Source organism: Pseudomonas atacamensis (genome assembly GCF_017167965.1).
Taxonomy (GTDB): domain Bacteria; phylum Pseudomonadota; class Gammaproteobacteria; order Pseudomonadales; family Pseudomonadaceae; genus Aquipseudomonas; species Aquipseudomonas atacamensis.
In genome coordinates, this window is record NZ_CP070503.1 from 4,380,880 (window position 1) to 4,404,078 (window position 23,199).

Sequence of the window (23,199 nt, forward strand, 5' to 3'; positions counted from 1 at the left end):
AAACCGTGCACAGTCAAATTTATGGCGCACATCTCTGGTTTAACTGACGGTTAATCAACCAAACAGATGGTAAACCTTTGCAGCCTTTTGCGCTTGGGTGATCTGCGACATCTCGTTGGCTATCGCCTGCCGCTCGCCCATTGCTACCTCGAGAAGCTCTTTGTAGACGAATAGCAGCTCCTCAAGGTTGTCGCGCAGTGCTACTTCGTCCAGCGAAGCTTCCGCCATGACGTCTTCCATGCAGGAACGGCAAGCCAGATCCAACTCACCAATGGCTTCCCAGTTTCGTTCGGCCAATGCTCCGACCAACGCTTCACGGGTATCTGCAATTCGCTGCAATACAAGACTCATGGTGATCTCCTTCAGAACTGCGGAGCCGGCACAGGCGCGATGGCGTCCCAGCCTTCTTTTACCGTTGTCAGCAGACCGGCCACTTCATCGAGGACACGCGGATCACTGCTGATGTTCGCCTCGGCGAGGCGCTTCATCATGTAGATGTACAGGCCATCCAGATCGGCCAGTGCCTCGGCGTTGTTCTCAAGGTCGAGACCTTCACGCAGGCCACTGACAATGCCGATGGCCTTGCTTATCGCCGTGCATTTGGCGGGGATGTCCTTGCGCTCGATGGCGCCCTTGGCCTGAGCAATACGGGCCAGTCCACCTTCCATCAACATTTGCACCAGGCGGTGCGGGCTCGCTTCGGACGTCTGCGCATGGGCGCCGACTTTCTGGTACTGCCGAAGGGCTAACATCGGGTTCATGTTCTACCTCATTGCCACGTTGACTCGTATAACCAGTGTATCGCCAACCGGTCCGAAAACTTTAGATCAAAAGACAAAAACCCGGCGCACGCCGATAAAGCGTAGCCGGGTTTTTGTCGTTACTGACTGTTACTTCGCGGACTGCTGAGCGTTCAGCGAGCTGAAGAACGACGTGATGTTGCTCGCCGTTGCCTTCATCTGCCCTACCAGCAAGTCCATGGCGTTGTACTTGGCGGTCAACGTCGTCGTCAGGTTGGCCACGCGCAGATCCAGCGCCGCCTGCTGCTTTTGCAGGCTCGATGTCAGATTAGTCAGGTTGGAACTGCGCTGATCGAGCAGCCCACCAGTCTTGACGTACGGATCAACCGCCGCAGTCATACGCGCCAACAGACCATTCTTGGAATCGGTGCCGCTGAAGAGCTGCTGAACCTGGCCAGCCATGCCCGGAGTTTCCATCCGCTTGTTGAACACCGCCGTATCGAGCGTCAGCAAACCGGTTTTGCTATCGGTCAATACGCCCATCTGCGAGAGCACGGACAATTGCCCCGCTCCGCCCGCCCCTGGATCTGTCAACTGAGCGCGCACATCCGCCATCAACGAACGCGGCAGAGCGTCACCAGTGAAGGCTGCGGAAACGGTCAGATTGCCGTCGGCATCCGGCGTTGCCTTGGACAAGGTGTCGATGGTTTTCTTCAGGGTGTTATAGGAATCGATGAACGATTGCAGCGATGTCTGGATGCCGGCGGTATTGGTCGCAACCGAAACGGTCGCTGGCGTTGCGACGCCATTGACCAAGGGACTGGCGGCAGTCAGGTTAAGCGTCATGCCGCTGATCGCACCGGTCACGGTATTGGTCTTGCTGGTAACGGCCAGGCCGTCGATGGTCAGACTGGCATCCATCGCCAGCTTACCGACGGCTCCGGACGCACCGGCCGCCGGGCTGCTGCCCATTTCCTGGGTGCCATCGATCTCCAGACCAGCGATCCCGCTGACCTTCAGGTCCATGCCGGCACCCGTCTTGTTCGAGCTGAGCACCAGTCGCGACGAACCGGTGCTGTCGGTCACGATGTTGGCCGAAATACCGTTGCTGGCCTGCGCGGTGTTGATCGCATCGCGCGTGGACTGCAAGGTGGCATTGGCCGGAATCGCGACATTGTAATCAATGCCATTCTGACTGATTTTCAGAGTACCACTCGGAATGGCACTGGCGGCCCCGCCGGCGAAGGCGGCACTGGCGACTTTCGAGCCGGTGGCCAGATTTTTCACAACGACGCTATACGTACCCGGTACGGCGGTTTTATCCGATGTGGCACCGACAACAGTCGGCGTGTCCGAAGTCGCAGTAAAACCGGCAAACGCCGGGCTCGTCGCCTTGTTCAGATCACCCATGGCTTTCTGATACGCAGCCAGTGCACTTTTCAGCGAACCGACACCGGAAATCTTCAGGCTGTTGGTTTTGGTCGCAGTATCGATCTGCGTCTGCTTGGCAGACTTGTCGGCGTTGACCAGCGCGGTCACGATCGCGCCGATGTCCAGGCCGGAACCCAGTCCGGAACCCGGTAGAATTGGACTTGCCATGTGCATCTCCCTTCAGATTGTTGCCATTCTTTTGACCGTTACACGCGTCCTGAGAACGAACAAACACTATTCATGCCATTTATCAGACTTTGGCGTCGAACAATACATGACTTGCATTGGCGAGGCTGTCGGCCAGTTTGAGGGCTTCGGCGGAAGGAATCTGTCGAACGACTTCACCCGTCTCGCTCGCGATCACCTTGACGATGACCTTGCCGGAATGCTCGTCGATCGAGAACTCCAGATTACGCTTGATCGACTGGACGAACTTTTCTATCTCTTGCACCGCCAGTTTCAACTTGGCGCCGTCCGCATCCTGATCCTTGGCAGCGACCGGCGCTTCAGTCTTTTGGACTTTAGGCAGCTCTGACGGTTTGTCAGCAACCGGTGGCACTGGCTTGGGAGCCGGATAAGACACGTTAAGCTTTACGCTCATGTCCATGCCCATCACCTCTTAACGTAAAAAAGCGAGAGAGCACGACAAGCGCACTCCCCCGCTTAAACTCATTCCGAAATTACTGAAGCAGCTTCAGTACAGCGGAAGGCAGTTGGTTGGCTTGAGCCAGTACGGAGGTCGAAGCTTGCTGCAGAGTCTGCTGCTTGGTCAGGTTAGCAGTTTCAGCGGCGAAGTCGGTGTCCTGTACACGACCCTGAGCAGCGGTGGTGTTTTCAGTGATGTTCTGCAGGTTCTGGATGGTGCTGGTCAGACGGTTTTGCGAAGCACCCAGGCTGGCGCGGGTTGCACCGATGTTAGCGATAGCTGCGTCGATTGCAGTGATCGCGCTGTCGATGGCGACGGCAGCGTCAGAAGGGCTGGCGCCAGTCAGTACAACAGTGCCGCTGCCAACCGACAGGCTGACGGCGTCGAACTTGGAGCTCAGTACCAGGTCGATGTGGTTAGCCGAACCGGTGTTTGCGCCCACTTGCAGGGTCACAGTGCCAGCCGAACCGTCCAGCAGGTTTTTGCCGTTCAGGTTGGTCGAAGCCGAGATACGGGTGATCTCGTCGGACATCTGAGCGAATTCAGCGTTGGTAGCGGTCTGGTCAGCAGTGCCGTTGGTACCGTTACGGGCTTTAACAGCCAGTTCACGCATACGCTGCAGGATGTCGGTAGTAGCTTGCAGAGCGCCTTCAGCGGTCTGGGCAACGGAGATACCGTCGTTGGCGTTCTGGATGGCCTGGGTGTTACCGCGGATCTGCGAAGACATACGGTTGGAGATCTGCAGGCCAGCGGCGTCGTCTTTGGCGCTGTTGATTTTCAGGCCGGAAGACAGGCGCTGCATCGAAGTGGACAGAGCGTCGGAAGCGCGGTTCAGGTTTTTCTGAACGTTCAACGATGTGGTGTTGGTGTTTACTGTTAAAGCCATGACGAATTCCTCGTTGGTTGGGTACTGCGGCTTCCGGCCCTGGCAACCGCCGGGTATGGCCTAGAGAACCTTCGTAATAGTTATCGTCGGGATTGCAGGTTGCTTGAGGGCTTTTTGAAAAAATTTTGCCATCACCACGCCACCCCCGAGAAAACAAAGACTTAGCAGCACATCCAGCGCGAAAAAATGACGTCATAAAACCGCCTGCAACGCAAAGCCGCGGGCCAGCGCTGCGCAGCGGCTCAGCGCCCGGCGTTTTCCAGCAATTCAACCAACTCGTATTCCATGTAGTCAGCCAGCCCCAACCAATCCTGGCGTTCCTGACAGTTGAGCATCTGCATCAGCACCTGTGCCCACATCTGCTGAACATCCACCGCGGCAGACGCCAGGCATAGTTGAGCCTGTTCGAATACATCGACCATCGTCAGCGCCGCCTCAACGTCACGCCCAAGGCGAAACAACGCCGCACACTGACGACACTGATCCTGACACTGACCCAGCGCACTCATTGCACGAACTCCGGATTGAAAGCGGTCCCGGCAATCAATGCGCCGGCGCGGCTGCTGTTGAGAAATTCGACCTTTGGATGCGCAGCGATATAACGCTCGAGCACACACAGATAGCCGCGAAAATTCAGCTGAGTGCTGACGCGCTGACCGTGGCCATCGCGCACCCAGTGCCGCGCCTGATTCACCGGTGGTCCGAGATCGCCGTCATTCCAACCGGCGTGAGTCTTGTTCATCGGGAAAGCGAAGTCAGCGCCAAACAGGGTGATACGCTCGGAGCCCATCTTCACCGCAAGATCCACCGCCGGATGAATCACGCTGCCGCCGACGTGCAGCTCGCCGCGTGGATACTGTTCTTTCAGCTCGGCATAGATCGGGCTGACCGAATAGCCGCCATAGCGCTTGCCCTTCCATGCCTTCAATACCTGCGGGTCGCTCATCGGCAGGTACACCAGCGTAATGCCGTCAGACGTATCGAAGGGCAGATGCCGAAAGCCGATGCGCTGATCGATGCTCACCACCAGATCAGGCACGATGCCGTGTTCGCGCAACGGTCGATAAGCGGTATCAACACAGATGAACAACGGCCGCTCGGCACGCTGACGAATCGCCGCCAGCCGCTCGAAATGCTGCTCCAGCGTCGGGCCGGTGGCGATCACGTAGATTTCACGTCCAGCGCAACTGCCGAACAGCTGCGCGACATCGTCATCGCCAAGCAGCACCGGCAGACATTCCTGCAAGCGTTGCTGGATTTGTGGCGACTGCGGATCGAAATCGCGATTGTTGAATGTCAGGTGCACTTCATTGGTCAGCCGGTCGCGGATCTTCGCGTTGAAGTCATCGGCCAGCAGCATCTCGGCGGGCAAGGCAAAGAATGGCGTGAAGAAGTCAGGATGATCACCGGCGTAAAACAGTTCGACCCGAGGATCCTGCAGCCACTGGCGCTGATCGAGCAGTTGCAGTACCAGCGCGAACAGCGCGCCGTTGAGGATGTGCACGTACAGTTTTTCCAGGTCTGCGCGATCGAGCAGCACGCCGGGCAAATCGCCCAGGCCGGTGCCATAGACATGCAGATGCGGTTTTGCCGGCAGGCTTGCCGCCTGAACCTGCGCCTCATGCAGACGATCATGGCGACTGGTCAACTGAATGCCGTCAACGCTCAGCGTCGAGCCCAGCCCTTGCACGAGTTCGGCCTGTACGGACGCGCTGTCTTCAGCCATCAATCGCTCGAACAGCGTCGGCCAGCGCCGTTGCAACACCTCGGCATTGGCTTGGAAAAACTCGCTCATGGCGCCTCGCGCTCCTTCTCGGGCAAAAAAATAGCGTTCAAGGTTAACCTTGAACGCTATTTTTGTATCAGTGGTTTTTCTGCAGTTTACGGACGATAGATGATCGCCGAGCCCCACGACAGACCGACACCAAAACCGCTCAGCGCAACGCGCTGCCAGTCAGAGTCGAGGACGTGTTTTTCCAACAGCAGCGGAATGCTCGACGACACGGTGTTGCCGGTCTCGACCATGTCCTTGATGAACTTCTCCGGTTCGCCTTCAAAGCGTCGCGCCACGGCGTCGACAATCGCCGCGCTGCCCTGGTGAATGCAGAATGCGTCGATGTCATCGGCCTTGAGATTGGAATCGTCGAGCAGCTCGTGCAAGTGCGCCGGGACTTTCAGCAGAGCGAAGTTGAAGACCTGACGACCATTCATGAAGAACACGCCGTTGCTGACTTTCAAATGCGGTGCGCCGGAACCGTCGGTGCCGAACTTGGCCTTGCCCAGCGCCCAGGTCGGGTTTTCGCCCATCCACGTAGCGGTGGCGGCATCGCCAAACAGCATGGTGGTGTTGCGGTCTTCCGGGTCAACGATTTTCGAATACGGGTCAGCGGTGATCAGCAGGCCGTTCTTCAGGCCGGCGGCTTCCATGAAGCCCTTGATCGCGTAGATGCCGTAGACGTAACCGGAGCAGCCCAAAGAGATATCGAACGCTGCGACATTGGTCGGCAGGCCGAGTTTGTCCTGGACGATTGCTGCTGTGTGCGGCAGGCCTTCTTCGTCACCGTTTTGCGTGACGACAATCAACGCGTCGATCGATTCACGCTTCAGTTCAGGATTGCTGGCGAACAGCGCATTGGCCGCTTCCACGCACAGGTCGGAAGTTTCCTGCTCAGCGTCTTTGCGCGGCAGGAACGCCGAACCGATCTTGCCAAGGATGAACTCTTCATCCTTTTCGAATTTTGCACCTTGTGCGTAATTGTCCACGCCGGCTACAGGAACGTAGCTCGCAATGCTTTTTATGCCAATCATTACGGCTTCCCAATAAAAAACAGCCCAAAACCACCGCTCGCAAGGATTCGAGGGGCGCCGACAAACAGAAAACGGCCGCCACGACGGGCAGCCACGGGAAGCGCAAAGGGCTATCACTGGAACCGCAAAACGGGCCAGGCGCCATCTCCCCGGTCAATACAATACAGTGAAGATGCGCGTTATGACTCGCAGGTCACGCTATTTTGCCGAATCGATGGCAGATTGGCCTATTCGACCAGCGACCAATCCAGCGGCGTACCGCGCTTGATCGCGGTGCGCGCACGGCGTCCGAGGACGGCTTCGGTGTGCTTGGGCGGCAGACCGAGACCGGGACGAATGGCGCGCAGATTGTCGCCAGTAAAGGCTTCACCGGCGGCCATGTCAGCGGTGACATACAGCGAGCGGCGATAGACCAGCGACTTGCGCTCGGCCTCGGTCGGACCGTACTGAACACGCCCCATCGCCTGCCAGGCACGCTCGGTTTCGACGACCAGACTGGCCAGCTCCGCAGGCTCCAGGGAAAAACTCGCGTCCACGCCACCGGCGGAACGGTCGAGGGTGAAGTGTTTCTCCACCACCGTCGCTCCCAGCGCCACTGCGGCCACCGACACGCCAACGCCCATCGAATGATCTGACAGCCCCACCTCGCAACCAAACAGCTCGCGCAGATGCGGGATCGTGCGCACATTGCTGTTGAGTGGCGTGGCCGGATAAGTGCTGGTGCACTTGAGCAACACCAGATCCTTGCACCCGGCCTCGCGGGCGGCACGCACGGTTTCATCCAGTTCGGCGATGCTGGCCATGCCGGTGGAGATGATCAGCGGTTTGCCCGTAGCCGCCACACGGCGGATCAGCGGCAGATCGGTGTTTTCGAAACTGGCGATCTTGTACGCCGGCACTTCAAGGCTTTCGAGAAAATCCACCGCGCTGTCATCGAACGGCGTCGAGAACGCGAGCATCCCCAACTCCTTGGCCCGAGCAAAAATCGGCGCGTGCCACTCCCACGGTGTGTGAGCTTTTTCGTAGAGATCGTAGAGCGACGTGCCGGCCCACAGACTGCCCGGATCCTTGATGAAGAATTCACCTTCAGCCAAATCCAGGGTCATGGTTTCGGCGGTGTAGGTTTGCAGCTTCAAGGCATGCGCCCCGGCCTTGGCCGCTGCCTCGACGATTTGCAGAGCGACGTCGAGGGACTGGTTATGGTTGCCGCTCATCTCGGCAATGATGAACGGCGGCGCATCGGCACCGATGGTGTGCTGGCCAATCTTGAAACTAGACATGCGGGTGATCCTTCAAAACACGGCTGAACGCGCAGGTTTCCTGGATGAACCCGGCGTCGCGGAAGACTTTCAATGAAGACTGATTGGCCGGCATGACCCGCGCAGTAATGCGCGTCAATTGCGGCCAGTGCGCAGCGACAAACGCCTCGCCACGGCTGAGCACTGCCCTGCCCCAACCGAGGCCGAAACGCCCTTCCAGCAGATAGATCGACACTTCGGCTTCGAACCCGCGCAAGTCGTAACGCAGAACCCCGACCGGACCGTCGTCCGCCTCGGCAATCAGTAACAGTCGTTGCGGGTTGCGCAAACTTGCCGTCAGCCAGTTCAGGTGTTGCGCCCAATCGATCACACCGGTTTCCAGCGACCAGCGCCGTACCGCTTCAGCATTGCGCCCATCGAACAGCAACTGCGCATCGTCCAGCGTCGCCGGGCGCAGTTTCAGCACCGCGCCGGCCAGCGCCGCCGCGACGCGTGCGGCACCACGCCCGTCGACCAGTTGCCGCGAGCGCTCGGCAAGGCTGCGGCGTAGAAAATGATTGTTCACGACGAAGCCGACCGCATCACGCAACTGCTCGACGCTGACCTGCTCGCGAGCCCCCATGAACACATGCGCACCGGCAGCGGCCATGACTTCGCCGTTGGCCTGCTGATTGTTCGCCACGGCGATGCAGATGGTCGGCAAGCCCAACGCCGCGCGCTCCCAACTGGTGCCACCGCCAGCGCCGATAAACAGGTCGGCCTCAGTCATGCGCTGATGGAAATCACTGACGAAACTGTGCAGGCGCCAGTTCGGTCGCTTCTCGGCCAACGCTTGCATCTGCGTCCACGCCGGGTTGTCGGCGCCAGCGACGAAATCCACCTGCAACTCAGTGAAATCAGCCAGCGCCAGCATCGCATGATGAGTTTGCCTCGCCGCATCGAAACCGCCGAAGTTCACCAGCACCCGGCTCGCCTTCGGTTTGATCTCGATGGCACCGCAGTTGAATTCTTCGCGCAGCATGGCGTAGCGCGGGCCGAGCAAGGTGCGACAGCCTGGCGGCAGCAGCGGCGCGTAGTTTTCACTCAAGCCAGAGAGGTTCTGATTGAGCAACAGATCGACGCTGTAGCGCCGCGTGGCCAGATCATCCACGGCGGCGATTCGGTGCGACCAGCGCCGGGCAGCGGTTTGCCAGTGATGATCGAGTCCGTAATGGTCGACGATGATCCAGTCGAACGGTGCCTGCCCGTCCAGCAGCAGGCCCAGTGCATCAATATCGAACTGCCACGGCAACATCGATTCGATGGCCTGCAGCGGGTCTTCATCACGATAGCGCTCGGGCAGCGCGAAGGTCTCGAAGCCTTCGGCATTCAAGGCTTCCAGTCGATGCCCCGGCAAACGCCGACAGGCGAATGCGACATGACTGCCCTGCCCGCGCAGCACCCGCGCCAAGGTCAGGCAGCGGGCAATGTGGCCGCTGCCAATGGTCGGCGAAGCGTCGGCGCGGATCAGCACCCTCATTGCAGTTCTCCGCCGGCCTTGAGCGCCGCGTAAAGGTATTCGGCGCGCTGCCAGTCTTCGGGGGTGTCGATATCCTGGACCAGATATCGCGGCAGAATCACCGGCAGGCTGGCTGGCGAATACAGCACATCACCGCGCAACCACGCCGCGCTGCGGCCCCAGTAAAACTGCCCGGCATCCTGAAACGCCTCGGGCAAGTCCTGCGAACGAGTATTGCGAAACTCGGGATACAACGCCGTCAAGGCGCCGTCCCCGTCGACTGTCAGTGCACGCTGTGCCGGAAACGCGAAATCGCAAACCGAGAATGCAAATGATCGATGCGGATGCTGCTCCAGCAACTCCAAACCCTGACGCAGATAACGTGCCTGCAACAGCGGCGCAGTGGCGTAAATGCAGCAAGCGAAATCGAAGGACGGCAACTGCTGCAGTGCGTGCACGATGACCGCCGCAGTGCCGGTGAAATCATCGGCAAGTTCCGCCGGGCGCATGAACGGTACCTGCGCACCGTGCGCCCTCGCGATGTCGGCAATTTCGGCATCGTCGGTGCTGACCACGACCTGCTCGAACAAACCTGACTCCAGCGCTGTGCGGATCGAGCGGACAATCATCGGCACGCCCACGAACGGCAAGAGATTCTTGCGCGGGATACGCTTGCTGCCGCCACGGGCAGGGATGATTGCGACGTTGCTCAAGGGCGTTTTTCCAACAGGAACCAGGTGATGTCATCGGCCGGAAATTGCCGATCACGGTGATAGACGAAGCCATAGTCGAGCAGTTGCAAATCGGCATAGCGATCAAGCATTTCCCCGGCAAAATCGCGCTTGAACAGCTTGCCGCTGTTACCGCGGTAAGCGATTTCCATCGGTGCCGGATTGTAGTACTCGGCGATCAGAATGTAGCGCTGGCTCAGCTCGTACATCTGCGCATAGGCGCGCGGCAACAGCTCGGGAGCCAGATGGATCAGCACGCCTTTGCTCAATGTCAGATCGTAGCGGCGCTCGACAGGAAAATCGAACAACGAGCCGTGCCAGATTTGCGCGATGTCCAGCGCCTGCGCCTGCGCGCACGCGCTTTCGTTGATCTCGACACCGAACAGTTCGCAACGCGGCAATAACTGACGCAATGCCTGCAAATTGTTGCCGGCGTTGGTACCCAGCTCCAGCAGACTGTCGACGCGACCCGCGCGGCTCAGCGCTTTGGCGAAAAACCCTAGATTGCCCGCCACCAGCGCCTGGCCGACATTGCGCTCAACGTAATGGTTGCCGAACTCACCCTGCCAGAATCTTTCCTGCTCGCTCAGATCGCGCATACACAGTCTCGTCTACCGCCGCAGCGGTCATCGTTCGGTCAGTCGGCGCAGTTGCTCGACTACATGATCCTGCTGCTCATCAGTCAGCAAGGGGAACAGCGGCAGGCTGATCGCCTCGGCGTAATAGCGCTCGGCCTCGGGGAAATCACCCTCGGCAAACCCCAGATCCCGATAGTAAGGCTGCAAATGCACGGGAATGTAGTGCAGATTCACGCCGATACCGGCTGCGCGCAAACCTTCAAACACCTGACGATGACTGAGGCTGATGCGCTCGGTCTGCAAGCGAATCACATACAAGTGCCAGGCCGACTCCGCCTCTTCCTGCGGGCTCGGCAACGTCACCGGCAAATACGCCAGCAAGCGATCATAGCGCGCCGCCAATTCCCGGCGACGCGCGACAAACTCATCCAGCTTGCGCAATTGCGACAGACCCAGCGCTGCCTGCAGATCGGTGATCCGGTAGTTGAAACCCAGCTCGATCTGCTGGTAATACCACGGTCCGTGGCTGGGCTCGGTCATCTGCTGCGGATCGCGGGTCATGCCGTGGCTGCGCAGGCGTCGAAGACGTTCGGCCAGCGCCGGGCGATTGGTCAGGATCATGCCGCCCTCGGCGCTGGTGATGATCTTCACCGGGTGAAAACTGAACACCGTCATTGCCGCAAATTCGCCACAACCGACCGGGCGCCCGGCGTAGCTGGCGCCCACGGCGTGCGAGGCGTCTTCGATCACGGTGAAGTGATAGCGCTCCGCCAGTTCGGCGATGCGCCGCATATCGCAGCTCTGCCCGGAGAACGCGACGGCGACGAGGACTTTGGGCAACGTGCCGTCGCGCTCGGCCTGTTCGAGCTTCGCTTCAAGGGCAAAGGCGTCGAGGTTCCAGGTCAATGGATCGATGTCGACGAAATCAACATCAGCGCCGCAATAACGCCCGCAATTGGCCGAAGCCAGAAACGTATTCGGCGAGGTCCACAAGCGATCGCCCGGCCCCAGATCAGCGGCCAGACAAGCAATGTGCAGCGCCGCGGTGGCGTTGCACACCGCCACGGCGAAATCGGCCTGGCAACGCGCGGCCATCGCCTGTTCGAAGCGTTCGATGGTCGGCCCCTGGGTCAGCCAGTCCGATTGCAACACCTCGACCACCGCATCGATGTCTGCCTGATCAAGGCTCTGCCGACCGTAGGGAATCATACCGACAGCTTCGCGTGCAGATCGGTGATCTGCCCCACTGAAAGGAAATGCGGGTTGGTGTCCGAGCGATACTCGAAATCCTCGTCCACGGCACGGCCACGCTCACCGAGTTTATCGACGGCGAAATCGACGTCGACGCTGGTAAAACGAATCGACGGCTGAATCGTGTAATGGTCGTCAAACTCAAGGGTCATGCGCGCATCGTCCAGCGGCACCATCAGTTCGTGCAGCTTCTCACCGGGACGAATGCCGACGTTCTTGTGCGGCAGATGTTCAGCCATGCCGCGCGCCAGATCGACGATGCGGATCGACGGGATCTTCGGTACGAACACTTCGCCGCCGTGCATGCGCGCGAAGCTGTCGAGGACGAACTGCACGCCGTGGTCGAGGGTGATCCAGAACCGCGTCATGCGCTCGTCGGTGATCGGCAATTCTTGCGCGCCTTCAGCAATCAGCTTGCTGAAAAACGGCACTACAGAGCCGCGCGAACCGGCGACGTTGCCGTAGCGCACCACGGCGAAACGGGTCTGCTGCTCGCCAGCAATGTTGTTGGCGGCGACGAACAATTTGTCCGAAAGCAGCTTGGTCGCGCCGTACAGATTGATCGGGCTGGCCGCCTTGTCGGTGGACAGCGCGACGACTTTCTTTACGCCGTTATCGATGGCGGCCGCGATGATGTTTTCCGCGCCGTTGACGTTGGTGCGAATGCATTCGGTCGGGTTGTACTCCGCCGCCGGCACCTGCTTCAACGCGGCGGCATGCACTACGTAATCGATGCCGCGCATCGCCTGACGCAAGCGCTCGGCGTCACGCACGTCGCCGATGAAATAACGCATGCACGGTGCATTGAACGTCTGCTGCATTTCGTATTGCTTGAGCTCGTCGCGGGAGAACACCACCACGCGCTTGGGCTGGTATTGCTCCAGCAAGCGACGGATGAAGTTGCGCCCGAACGAGCCGGTGCCGCCGGAGATGAAAATCGATTGTCCGTTGAACATGTTGTAGTTCCTGTCGGCCTGCTCAGGCGAGCAACTGCGCCCAATTGATCGAGGCGTTTTCGCCCAGAGTGAAACCTTTACCACTCAAGGCCAGGTTGGCGTTGTACGCCGGATCCTGGGCAAAGGCGTCGGGCCATTTTTCACGCAACGCCGCCAATGCTGCTGGCGCCTGTGGCAGCTCGCCGGTGTGCAGCACCTGCACCAGTGGCGTCCACACGGTGAGGTAACCGGCCTGACCGGCCTTCAGGCACAAATCGACATCAGCATAGCCGTCAGCGAAGGTCGCTTCGTCGAGGCCGCCAAGGGCATTGAACAGCTCTTTGCCAACCATCAGGCATACCCTGGAGACGGCCGAATAATTCTGCTCGACAACCAGCCGCTGCATGTAGCCCTCGGCCTTGTGTTGCTCGCCGATGAAAGGCGAACCCACGCCTTCGTTCAGACCAAGAATCAGACCGGCATTGGCGACTTTGCCATCGCGATCGACGAGTTTGGCGCCGACGATGCCGACCTCAGGACGCTGGGCATGGTTGAGCAGCGAATCGATCCAGTTCGGATTGACCACTTCGCTGTCCGCGGCCAGCAGCACCAGGTATTCACCCTGCGCCTGTTCGCTGGCGGCGTTGTACAAAGCGACTTCGCTCAGCGGCTGGTCGGCACGCAACACGTTGACCTTGGCGTGGCGCAGCGTTCCCAGCCAATCGTTGACCGCTGCCGACTGCTTGCCGTTGGCTGCCAGCAGCACTTCGTAGCGGCTGTAACGGGTTTTGAGCAGCACGCCCTCCAAGCAGCGGCGCAGTGCCGGCAAATCATCGATGACCGGCACAATGATCGAAACCAGTGGCTGCTCAGTGTGGCGATAATCGATCTGCCAGGTACCCGGCGCCGCCGAAGTGACTTTGGCCTTGTAGCCGCGATTGCCCAAGTGACGCAGCAACGCCTGACGCTCGTGGGCGTTTTCTTCCAGAGGCGCCTGCTCGGTGATCAGCAGCGGCTCGTCGAGATGCGCAAGACCGTCAAGTCCGCCCTGTTCGATGATGCGCAGCAACAGATCGAATTCCAGCGCCTTGCTGAAGTCGGCCTGATAACCGCCAGCGTCAAGCAGCACCTGGCGACGGATCAACCAATGCCGCGCCATCAGCGACGGCACGCTTTGCAGCAGATCCAGGTTGAAACCTGGGCGGAATACGTCGACCAGTGCGCCGTTTTCCTTGCGCTGGATTTCATCGGTGGCGACCGCACGCACACTCTCGGCACCCATCAGTTCAAGGCTGGCGCGCAACAGGCCGCTAGCGGTGAACTCATCACCGGCCTGAGCCAACATCAACCAGTCGCTTGGCGACTGCTGAGCGCTCTGGTTGAGTTTGTCGACGAGATTGCCGGGCGTGACACGGACAAAGTGCAGGGTGTTCTGCGCAGTGGTCGCTGCCGGTGCTTCACCAGTGGTGAACACGACAATCCTGAACGCTTTGCAGTGCCCCTCGACCAGGCTGTCGAGCGACACCTGCAACTTGTCGATGTCGTTGTCCAGATCAAGCAGGAAGATACCGAACTGCTGACCACCACCTTCGGCAGCCACGTGTTGGCTGATCGAATCGAGCTGCTCGATGGCAGGCGCACGTGCAGCCAGCCAATTCAACAAACGTCCCGATTGCATCTTGTCGAACGTGACCTGATGATCGTCGACCGTCAGCGCCTCGAGGCGGGCGACCCATTCATGCATGGCTTGCGCCGCCGTCTCGTCACCAAGCACGTGCAGCTGCGCGGCCAGACGCTTGGCAACCACCTGGTTGAACGCATTCAGATCATGCGCCTGCCACAACCGGTCGACCACGCTCTCCGGCGTATCGTTATTGCGCGCCTGGAGCAGATGCGCCTGACGCGTCCATGTGCCTTCCAGCCCCTCCAACTGGAGGCGACCCGCCGGCAGGGTGTGCATCATGAATTCAAACTGTTCCAGAAGATCGAAAAACGCCTGGTTGTAGAACGGCATCTCAACGTACTGCAGTGGGCCGAAGCGCCGATCAGGCCGCCGCAATTGCTGATTCCAGGTCGACTCGAAAATCAACTCGGCAGTCAGCGCCCGGCGGACCGCCAGACTCTCGGCCATCGCCGCAAAGCTCTCCAGAACAAATGCCTTGGCCTGCCCTGCATCGAGGTTCTGGATACCGGTCGGCAGCGAGACGAGGAATTCGGCAAACGCCTCTCGTTCGGCGACCGACTTGCCATCAACATAGGTCAGCGAGTGATACACGTCGGTATTGTGTTCGGAAACGCAGTAGTTGATCTCGCGTACCACATAGGGAATCGGCAGGATCCGTGCCTTGGCGCTCGCCAGCAGGAAATACACGTGCCCGATTTCCTGCCATTGGAAATTGGTCCCCGGCGGCAATGACGAGTGCCAGGTTTTCATCAGGTCGGTACGGGTCACCGCGTAGAACGGCGGGATGTACTGACTCATGTAGTCAATGACGCGATCCTGCGCCCGCTCGGACGAATAGTCTTCCTGAACCTTCTTGTCCCGGCGGTAGTAGTTCACGCCATCGGCCTTAGCCAGGTACATCAGGCAATAGCCGTGGCACATGCCATAGTCACGATTGGCCTGAAGAAAGCCGACAGACTCGCAGAGCGAATCGAACACGATGAAATCGTCATCCGCCGCCAGCACCATGTATGGCGTGCTCAGTTGCTCGACGCCATAGGCCAGTTTGGCCTGCATCCCCCAGTAGGCAAATTGCGGTACATGATGATAATCGACGGCGGAGAAATCGCCTTCCGGACGTTCCGGCGTGGAATCCAGCACCATGATTCGGCAGGGCAAGCTGCTGTAATACTTCACCGCACGGCGCAGGAACGCCGGCCGATTGTGAGTAATCAGCACCACCGTCAACAACTCGTTGAGCGGTAGCGTCAGTTCAGAACTGTACTTGCCTTGCATAACTTCTCTCCACAACCGGCGACTCGCCGAAACAACGCTGGGTAATGTTGCGAATTAACGAACGCGGCGCAGATAACCGTCCGGCGCCACGGTGATCAGCAGTTTGTTCTGCATCTGCCGATCGATCTCGAAATCCTTGTTCTCTTCCAGGTATTTCCACACGGCGGTTTTCGGGTTATCGCCATGACCCCACGGGCGATCCGGAAAAAAGTCCGCCGGCATGTCTTCAACCACGGTGTCCATCACCACGCAGTAGCTGCCCACCGAAACCAGCGGCGCGTACAAGCGCAGCTCCTCGAGTACGTGGTCGTGGGTATGGTTGGAATCGAGGACCAGAATCACTTTCTTGCCCTCGGCAATTGCACGGACTTTCTGCGCGGTCGCCTCATCGATACTCGAACCTTCGATCATCTGGATGCGCTTGGCCATCGGGTGACTTTCGATGGCTTCACGGTTGTGCGGGCGAATGTCGAGGTCGATGCCCAGCACTTCGCCGTGGCCCTGCAGCTCCAACAGCGAGGCGTAATAGATGATCGAACCGCCGTGGGCAATGCCGCATTCAATGACCAGGTCCGGTTTGACCTGCCAGATGATCTCTTGCATGGCCATCATGTCTTGCGGCAACTGGATGATCGGACGGCCCATCCACGAGAAGTGGTAGCTGTATTTATGGCGGGCCGATTCGTTGAAGAAATCCCGGGCCAGTGCTACCACTTTCTGGTCCTCACCCTGGCGCGCGATCTCTTGTTGGCATTCGGCTTCGAAGGCTTTGTGGATGTTGTTTTCGGTCATCTTAATAATCTCAAGGGTCACTGAAACGAAGCGCTGTCGACGGCGTGATAGACGTAGCGTGCGCCAGTCATCCGCTTGATTTCTTCGAGGTAGTTGGAATTCATCACAAACAGATGGGCGCCTGCAGGCAGCGCATCCATGGCCTCTTGCGGCGAGGACACCCGCACGCCACTGAGCGGCAGGTAACGGCCCTGCTTGGCCGGGTTGATGTCGACGACGCGATCTACCGCCACGCCGGCGCGCTGCAAGGCCAATGAATAAATCACGCCCTTGGACGAAGCGCCCCAGATGGCCGAGCCCTGTGCCGGCGCGGATTGAATGATCTGCACGGCGCGATCAAGACTGGCGGTGAAGGTGGTCGACAGCGTCAGCAACGACGGCGTCTCGACCGGCGCCCGTTGCAGCGTCGAGAGATCGGCAACGATGTACAGATATTGGCCACCGAACAGATGCCCGGCCTCGAGCACGGTGCCGAACATTGCGCGCAAGTCGGCGAGACGGAAGTAATTGACGTGCTCATAGAACACGTCGAACCAGGCATTGTGCTCGACGATCCAGTCAAAGCACGGCACTTCGATATAAATCTGCCCGCCCTGATTGGCTGCAGCCATTTGCGCGAGAAACGCCAACGGATCGCTGATGTGCTCCAGCACATGGCGCAACACAATTGCGTCCGCCGCCAACCCCAGCTCGCGGGTGAACGGTGCCTTGATCACGTCAGGATTGTCACCTTCATACGAAGGGTCGATCCCGGTAATGGCGTAACCTTTGCCCCGCAGCATCTCAAGGAAATAACCTTTGCCGCAGCCGACCTCAATCAGGGACTGGCCCTTGAAGTGCCGGGCGAGGATCGCTTCGACGGCATTGAGGTGCGCCTGAAACTGCACCGAGTGCGCCTGTTCGTTCTGATAGTCGGCGTCATAGCTCAGCTTGTCGGCATCGAAGGCCTGGTTGAAGATCAATCCGCTTTGGCTGTCCTGTACCAGAACAATGTCTGCCGCCCCTGAGGCCCGCGCCTCTTCGGCGCTGGCAAACGTGCGGTTCTGCAATACCGGCAGTCCGGTCGCGCGATAAAGCTCATGCAGCATGTTCCTGCCCCTTCAGTTGCGAGATTCGCTGAGCATCACCCCAGAACGCCATTGGCTCATGGGCGGAATAACCGTAATGGCCCAGATTCAACTTGATCGTCGACTGGCGTTCGCGGACACGCTGTTCAACCAGCGCGCGTACGGAAATCGGCTGGCCGCTGCAGCAGTTGGTGACGCCGTCGACATCAGGCCGGCCGATCAGCGAAGCCAATTGCGCGGCCGCCTCGGTAATCTGCAGATAATCACGCAACTGGTCGCCCATCGACATATTGAACTGCGCCTCACCGCCATCGATGGCGCGGTCGAGGCTGGCCAGCAGGCTGTTGCTGTTCTGCCCTTCGCCATAAAGGTAAAACAACCGCGCCCATTGCAGGGTGAACGACTGCTCGCGCTGCAATGCTTCAAGGAACAGGCGCAAGGTGTGCTTGGCCAGACCGTAAGGCGTGCAAGGCTGGGGCAAGACCGACTCGGCCAACCGGCCGCTTTGCAAGCCGTATTCAAAGCAAGTCCCGGTGACCAGCACCTGGCTCACCCCTGCCACGACCGCACGCTTGAGAAACGCGTAATCCGCCGGCAGGTTGCGTTCGAAATGAAACAGCGCCTGATAGTTAGGCAAGCCGCTCCAGGCCAGATGCGCGACGACATCCACGCCATCAACCAAACGCTCGACATCAAGGTCTGGCGCATGCAGATCGGCGGCGACAAATTCCACCTGCGCGAACCACGGCAAACTGCGAGCCGAGTCGAGGGTGCGCGCGACCGCACGCACTTTGAAGCCTTTGGAAAGCAAAGCGCTGACCAAGTGGCGACCGACGAAGCCGGTGGCGCCAGTGACCAGCACAGTGGAGGTGGTCGCCGTCAAAGCTCGACTCCCTGAAACTGTTTGTCGAGCAGCGGATGCCTGGAATCCTTGGCTGACAAATTCTTGACGGGCAGCGGCCATGAGATCGCGAGTGCCGGATCAAGGGCCGACAAACCCGCTTCATGCTCCGGTGCGTAATCGGCATCGGTGAGGTACAGCACTTCCGATTCATCGGTCAGTGACTGGAAGCCGTGGGCAAAACCGGCAGGAATCAAAAAACTGCGGCCATCATCGGCGCGCAGTTCTTGCGCATGCCACTGCAAATACGTTGGCGATTGCGGCCGCAGGTCGACCGCCACATCCCAGACCGCGCCGCGCACACAAGTGATCAGCTTGGATTCGGCATAACCGGCTTTCTGAAAATGCAGACCGCGTACGCTACCTTGGCCGACCGTGCGCGAATGATTGATCTGGCGGATCGCAAAAGGACGCCCCTGGACGGTCAGACGACTCTGGCAGAACAGCCGGGCGAACCGCCCGCGCTCATCGCAGAAGACTTTCTGCTGGATGAGGTACAGGCCCTCCAATGGCGTTTTCTGCAGGGTGTAATCGCTCATGAACGCTCTCTGTACAGATTCAATTGGTTCAAGCTAACGGCGCGCATGTCATCGCCGTGTTGCCACGCCAGATGCCAGCCAAGGGTGTGCGTCAGGCATTGTTCCAGCGTCCAGCGCGGCTCCCATCCAAGCACCTGCCGCGCGCGACTGCTGTCCAGACGCAGCAGACCGGCTTCGTGCAGCTCACTCGGTTCGATGCGCAGACCGCGGGCCTGCGGCCAACGGTTGGCGAGCAGTTCGACCACCTCACCGACGCTGCACATGTCGGCCTCCCCGGGACCGAAGTTCCACGCACCGGCGTATTCCGGGCCGTACTCGTAGAGCGCAGCAGCCAATTGCAGATAACCGGCCAGCGGCTCCAGCGCGTGCTGCCACGGGCGCACCGCTTGCGGGTAACGCAGGGTCACTGGCTCGTCGGCGGTCCAGGCTTTCAGTACGTCGGGGATCAGTCGCTCCGGCGCAAAATCACCACCGCCCAGTACATTGCCAGCGCGTGCGGTCGCCAGGGCCAGACCGTGTTCGGCATGTTTGTCCGCCGGGAAAAACGACGCGGCATAGGACTGCGCGAGCAATTCGCAGCAGGCCTTGCTGCTGCTGTAAGGATCGTGTCCACCAAGGGCTTCGTCTTCGCGGTACGGCCACAGCCATTCCTTGTTGGCGTAGACCTTGTCGGTGGTGACCAGCACACAGGCGCGCACGCCGCCGACCTGACGAATTGCTTCAAGCAGGTTCAGCGTACCCATGACATTGCTGGAATAGGTGCCGAGCGGATCGCGATAGCCCTCGCGCACCAATGGCTGGGCGGCCAGATGCAGGACGATTTCAGGCTCGGTCTCGGCAATGATTTCCAGCAAAGCGCCGAGGTCACGCAGATCGCCGCGCTGGTCGTTGATGCCTTCGTGCACGCGCGCCAGTTCGAACAGGCTCGGTTCGGTCGATGGGTCCAGGGAAAAACCGCTGACTTGCGCACCAAGGCTTTGCAGCCACAGGGTCAGCCAACTGCCTTTGAAACCGGTATGTCCGGTGACGAGAACGCGCTTGCCACGCCAGAACTCCGCACTCAGGCCCATTGCTTCCATGGGGCCTCCCCGCTCTGCCACAGGGCTTCGAGATGGTTCTTGTCGCGCAGGGTGTCCATCGGCTGCCAGAAGCCCGAATGTTCGTAGGCATGCAGCTGTTCCAACTCAGCCAGTTGCATCAACGGCTCGGCTTCCCAACTGGTCGCATCGCCGGCGATGTAAGGCAGCACCTGCGGTGACAGGACGAAAAAACCGCCATTGATCCAGCCGCCGTCACCTCGCGGCTTCTCGGTAAAGCCCATGACTTGGTGGCCGGTGCGTTGCAACGCACCGTAACGGCCTGGAGGCTGCACGGCCGTAACGGTCGCGAGCTTGCCGTGCGCTTCATGAAAACGGATCAGAGCGCCGATATCGATATCCGAGACGCCGTCGCCGTAGGTAAAACAAAAGGCTTTCTCGTCCTTGAGATAAGGCGCAGTGCGCAAGAGCCGGCCACCGGTCATGGTTTCTTCGCCGGTGTCGACCAGCGTGACGCTCCACGGCTCGCTGTAATTCTGGTGCACCTCCATGCGGTTCTCGCGCATGTTGAAGGTCACGTCGGAGGTGTGCAGGAAATAGTTGGCGAAGAAGTCCTTGATCGCATAGCCCTTGTAGCCCAGGCAGATGACGAAGTCGTGGATTCCATGGGCGGAATACTGCTTCATGATGTGCCAGAGAATTGGCTTGCCGCCGATCTCGATCATCGGCTTGGGCTTGAGGTGCGACTCTTCACTGATCCGCGTGCCGAGGCCACCCGCCAAAATTACTGCCTTCATCGTCTCCCCTCTTGTTCTTCACCGGGCTGCGCATGGCTTTGTTGAGCGTTGCGGGCCTTGCGGCGACACCTTTTGCCGTTCCGGGCGCAAGTGCAATGACCGCAAGCGCTCGTTTTATGGCGATTTGAGGGGGACTTGCAGGAAACGCGCCAGCTCAGAGTGGAGGTGGTGGGGAACGGGCTGAGGACTTTACTGGGGGCCTATCCGTTATTGCGGGTGCTGCCGCTGGCGGTTTCACTCTTACAGCAACAGCAACACCGCAGAAACGGATATTCACCAACCCCCGAGAGCCTGGTCAGCCCAAAGGCCGCCAAGGCCAAAAACAAAAAAGGGATGAATCCAAAGACCCATCCCTTACTTCAACGATGCGCAAAAACTACCCGAACAGCGCAAACCCGTCAGCACCCACCGGCAGCTCATACATCTGACCATCGGCCGTCTGAACATGCTCGATGGTTGCAAACCCCGCATACCAGTCCACCAGCCGCACACCATTGTCCGGCACGCCACTGCTACCATCATTGGCACTGTGCAGATACACGTCATCACCAACACGGGTCACGCTCAACTGACTGGCGTCAGCGATCGTGTTCAGAATCAGCGTGTCGTTGGCATCCAGCCCTTCATCCTTGATGGTCACCAAGGCAGACGTGTCCACCACATAGGTATCATCGCCCTGCTCGCCAAACCCGCTGCCGCCCAGGCCCGACGGGCCGGCGCCGCTGAAGATCAACACGTCGTTGCCCTGCCCACCATAGGCCACGCCTCGCCCGAGGGTAATGTTGTCATTGCCTTCATCGCCACTGACCCAGGTAAACAGACCATCGCGCGCAGCTATGATGACGTCATCGCCCGAGCCACCGAACAAGGTGTCGGACTGCCCGGCTGCATCGAGACCGGACGCCAGACCGCCGTAGATGTGATCGTTGCCATCGCCACCCTGAATCTGGTCGTCACCACCACCGCCTTCAAGGACGTTGTCGCCCCACTCACCTTCCAGAACATCATTGAACTGGCTGCCGCGCAGGCCTTCGATGTCGATGTAGACGTCATGGAAGGCGATACCGCTCTGCGCGCCCCATTTCAGCGAGGCGCTCAAGCCTTCAGCGCTGTCGTCATAGCTGACGATGTCGAGGCCCGCACCACCTTCAAAGTTATCGGCCCCCGCCCCGCCCAGCAGCACATCATTCCCGGCCCCGGAAACGATCGTGTTGTCCCCGTCATTGCCGTAACCGGTGAAATCGCTGCTGCCGGTATAGGTCAACCGCTCAACGAACGCACTCAGCCTCAACTCGGACAGGCTGGTGTACACATGATCGGTACCACCCATGAAGCTGTCGTCTTCTTCGACAGTCACACCGGTGCTGTTGATCGTATAAACGTCATCACCGATACCGCCAGCCACCTTCACACCACTGGCATTGACGACAAAACGATCGGCGCCTGAGGTACCGATAACCTCTTCCACGTTGAGCAGTGTGTCACCAGCGAGGTTGCTGCCATTGCCGATCACGACATTGGCTACGTCGAAGGCGTAGCGGTAATTCACAGTGTCGTAGCCCTGCGCACCATCGATACTCATCGAGTCCTTGTGACGATAAATCACATCATCGAAGCCCGAGCCCTGAAGCGCCTCGATGCCGGTGAACATATCGCCATAGGCGATGGTCAGGCCGTCGTAGTTGGCGAAGTCTTCGACTCGCACCCCTTCAAGGCTGTCGCTGTAGCTGACGGTGTCGTAACCGTCTCCCCCGAAGAAATGATCGGCACCATCACCACCCCACAGCCAGTCGTTACCGGCACCCGCGATGATCTCGTTGTCGGTGTCGCTGCCGTAAGCCTTGAAATCACCGGTACCCGTGAAGGTCAGCTTCTCGACGAAGCCAGCCATCTTGATGCTGTTGAGGCTGGTGCGCAGTTCGTCATAGCCACCCCAGTCTTCCTCGACGATGGTCACGTCTTCGGCGCTGACGATGTAGACATCGTCACCGCTGCTGCCTTCCAGCGTCACGCCGGCTACCGAATTGCTGAACGTATCGTTGGAAAAGGTGCCGACGATCTTCTCAACGGATATCAGCGTATCGAGCTTGCCGTCGGGGCCGGTGACGGTGGTCGCACCATCGGCCAGTTCGACGTTGATTCCAGAGGGTATTGCGTAGTAAATCGCGGTGTCGAAGCCGTCACCGCCATCAAGCTCATCCGATCCCGTACTTGCCAGCAGGACATCATCCGACTCTAGTCCATAGAGTTGGTCATTGCTGTCGGTGCCCAGCAGGACGTCCGCTTCACTCGTTCCATTCACAATTGTCATTACATCTTCCTTGCGTGGTTGTTGAAACCGGAT

At 59.4% G+C, this 23,199-nt stretch carries 22 protein-coding genes; all 22 read right to left on the bottom strand.

The window, feature by feature from the left end; all coding sequences use genetic code 11:
• Positions 1 to 54: 54 nt before the first annotated feature.
• The 22 genes from fliT to JWU58_RS20090 all read right to left on the bottom strand — a co-directional run bounded on the left by fliT (position 55) and on the right by JWU58_RS20090 (position 23,166).
• The gene (gene fliT, locus JWU58_RS19985; RefSeq protein WP_016771085.1) at positions 55 to 351 is read right to left on the bottom strand and encodes a flagellar protein FliT; all 297 of its coding nucleotides are present in this window, start codon (positions 349 to 351) and stop codon (positions 55 to 57) included.
• An 11-nt stretch (positions 352 to 362) separates the two neighbouring features.
• Positions 363 to 761 carry a flagellar export chaperone FliS gene (gene fliS, locus JWU58_RS19990; protein ID WP_024012101.1) on the bottom strand — a complete coding sequence of 133 codons (399 nt, stop codon included), beginning with the start codon at positions 759 to 761 and terminating at the stop codon, positions 363 to 365.
• 129 nt (positions 762 to 890) lie between these two features.
• A complete protein-coding gene (gene fliD, locus JWU58_RS19995; RefSeq protein WP_122611581.1) occupies positions 891 to 2,339 on the bottom strand; it encodes a flagellar filament capping protein FliD in 1,449 nt (482 codons plus the stop codon).
• An 82-nt stretch (positions 2,340 to 2,421) separates the two neighbouring features.
• Positions 2,422 to 2,778 carry a flagellar protein FlaG gene (locus JWU58_RS20000; protein WP_024012099.1) on the bottom strand — a complete coding sequence of 119 codons (357 nt, stop codon included), beginning with the start codon at positions 2,776 to 2,778 and terminating at the stop codon, positions 2,422 to 2,424.
• A gap of 73 nt (positions 2,779 to 2,851) precedes the next feature.
• Entirely contained in the window at positions 2,852 to 3,703 is an 852-nt protein-coding gene (locus JWU58_RS20005) for a flagellin domain-containing protein (protein WP_073472782.1), read from the bottom strand.
• Between the two features lie 242 nt (positions 3,704 to 3,945).
• Complete coding sequence (locus JWU58_RS20010) at positions 3,946 to 4,212, bottom strand: hypothetical protein (protein WP_122611582.1); 267 nt, start codon at positions 4,210 to 4,212, stop codon at positions 3,946 to 3,948.
• Positions 4,209 to 5,498, bottom strand: a complete 1,290-nt coding sequence (locus JWU58_RS20015; RefSeq protein ID WP_206420839.1) for a motility associated factor glycosyltransferase family protein — start codon at positions 5,496 to 5,498, stop codon at positions 4,209 to 4,211. Before JWU58_RS20015 ends, JWU58_RS20010 begins: the two co-directional genes overlap by 4 nt.
• An 86-nt stretch (positions 5,499 to 5,584) precedes the next feature.
• Positions 5,585 to 6,511 carry a ketoacyl-ACP synthase III gene (locus JWU58_RS20020; RefSeq protein ID WP_016771093.1) on the bottom strand — a complete coding sequence of 309 codons (927 nt, stop codon included), beginning with the start codon at positions 6,509 to 6,511 and terminating at the stop codon, positions 5,585 to 5,587.
• 227 nt (positions 6,512 to 6,738) lie between these two features.
• Positions 6,739 to 7,791 carry a pseudaminic acid synthase gene (gene pseI / locus JWU58_RS20025; RefSeq protein WP_071171429.1) on the bottom strand — a complete coding sequence of 351 codons (1,053 nt, stop codon included), beginning with the start codon at positions 7,789 to 7,791 and terminating at the stop codon, positions 6,739 to 6,741.
• Entirely contained in the window at positions 7,784 to 9,289 is a 1,506-nt protein-coding gene (gene pseG / locus JWU58_RS20030) for a UDP-2,4-diacetamido-2,4,6-trideoxy-beta-L-altropyranose hydrolase (RefSeq protein ID WP_206420840.1), read from the bottom strand. The genes pseI and pseG overlap by 8 nt, the downstream gene beginning before the upstream one ends.
• Complete coding sequence (gene pseF, locus JWU58_RS20035) at positions 9,286 to 9,981, bottom strand: pseudaminic acid cytidylyltransferase (RefSeq protein ID WP_206420841.1); 696 nt, start codon at positions 9,979 to 9,981, stop codon at positions 9,286 to 9,288. The genes pseG and pseF overlap by 4 nt, the downstream gene beginning before the upstream one ends.
• Positions 9,978 to 10,598 (bottom strand): pseudaminic acid biosynthesis-associated methylase, encoded by a 621-nt coding sequence (locus JWU58_RS20040; RefSeq protein ID WP_122611588.1) that lies wholly within the window; start codon positions 10,596 to 10,598, stop codon positions 9,978 to 9,980. The genes pseF and JWU58_RS20040 overlap by 4 nt, the downstream gene beginning before the upstream one ends.
• A 27-nt stretch (positions 10,599 to 10,625) precedes the next feature.
• Complete coding sequence (gene pseC / locus JWU58_RS20045) at positions 10,626 to 11,786, bottom strand: UDP-4-amino-4,6-dideoxy-N-acetyl-beta-L-altrosamine transaminase (RefSeq protein ID WP_206420842.1); 1,161 nt, start codon at positions 11,784 to 11,786, stop codon at positions 10,626 to 10,628.
• Complete coding sequence (gene pseB, locus JWU58_RS20050) at positions 11,783 to 12,784, bottom strand: UDP-N-acetylglucosamine 4,6-dehydratase (inverting) (RefSeq protein WP_206420843.1); 1,002 nt, start codon at positions 12,782 to 12,784, stop codon at positions 11,783 to 11,785. The genes pseC and pseB overlap by 4 nt, the downstream gene beginning before the upstream one ends.
• A gap of 22 nt (positions 12,785 to 12,806) precedes the next feature.
• On the bottom strand, positions 12,807 to 15,722 hold the full coding sequence (locus JWU58_RS20055) for a glycosyltransferase family 2 protein (RefSeq protein ID WP_206420844.1): 2,916 nt from the start codon (positions 15,720 to 15,722) through the stop codon (positions 12,807 to 12,809).
• A 54-nt stretch (positions 15,723 to 15,776) separates the two neighbouring features.
• Positions 15,777 to 16,514, bottom strand: a complete 738-nt coding sequence (locus JWU58_RS20060; protein WP_125925352.1) for a cephalosporin hydroxylase family protein — start codon at positions 16,512 to 16,514, stop codon at positions 15,777 to 15,779.
• A 17-nt stretch (positions 16,515 to 16,531) separates the two neighbouring features.
• Positions 16,532 to 17,602, bottom strand: a complete 1,071-nt coding sequence (locus tag JWU58_RS20065) for a class I SAM-dependent methyltransferase (RefSeq protein WP_125925351.1) — start codon at positions 17,600 to 17,602, stop codon at positions 16,532 to 16,534.
• Entirely contained in the window at positions 17,592 to 18,464 is an 873-nt protein-coding gene (locus JWU58_RS20070) for an NAD-dependent epimerase/dehydratase family protein (protein WP_241196135.1), read from the bottom strand. Before JWU58_RS20070 ends, JWU58_RS20065 begins: the two co-directional genes overlap by 11 nt.
• Positions 18,461 to 19,021, bottom strand: coding sequence for a dTDP-4-dehydrorhamnose 3,5-epimerase (rfbC, locus tag JWU58_RS20075; RefSeq protein ID WP_206420846.1), 561 nt, complete (start codon positions 19,019 to 19,021; stop codon positions 18,461 to 18,463). The genes JWU58_RS20070 and rfbC overlap by 4 nt, the downstream gene beginning before the upstream one ends.
• Positions 19,018 to 20,100, bottom strand: a complete 1,083-nt coding sequence (rfbG, locus tag JWU58_RS20080) for a CDP-glucose 4,6-dehydratase (protein WP_206420847.1) — start codon at positions 20,098 to 20,100, stop codon at positions 19,018 to 19,020. Before rfbG ends, rfbC begins: the two co-directional genes overlap by 4 nt.
• Positions 20,082 to 20,855 (bottom strand): glucose-1-phosphate cytidylyltransferase, encoded by a 774-nt coding sequence (gene rfbF / locus JWU58_RS20085; protein ID WP_039761130.1) that lies wholly within the window; start codon positions 20,853 to 20,855, stop codon positions 20,082 to 20,084. Before rfbF ends, rfbG begins: the two co-directional genes overlap by 19 nt.
• Positions 20,856 to 21,231: 376 nt before the next feature.
• Positions 21,232 to 23,166, bottom strand: coding sequence for a calcium-binding protein (locus JWU58_RS20090; RefSeq protein ID WP_206420848.1), 1,935 nt, complete (start codon positions 23,164 to 23,166; stop codon positions 21,232 to 21,234).
• Between the last annotated feature and the right edge of the window lie 33 nt (positions 23,167 to 23,199).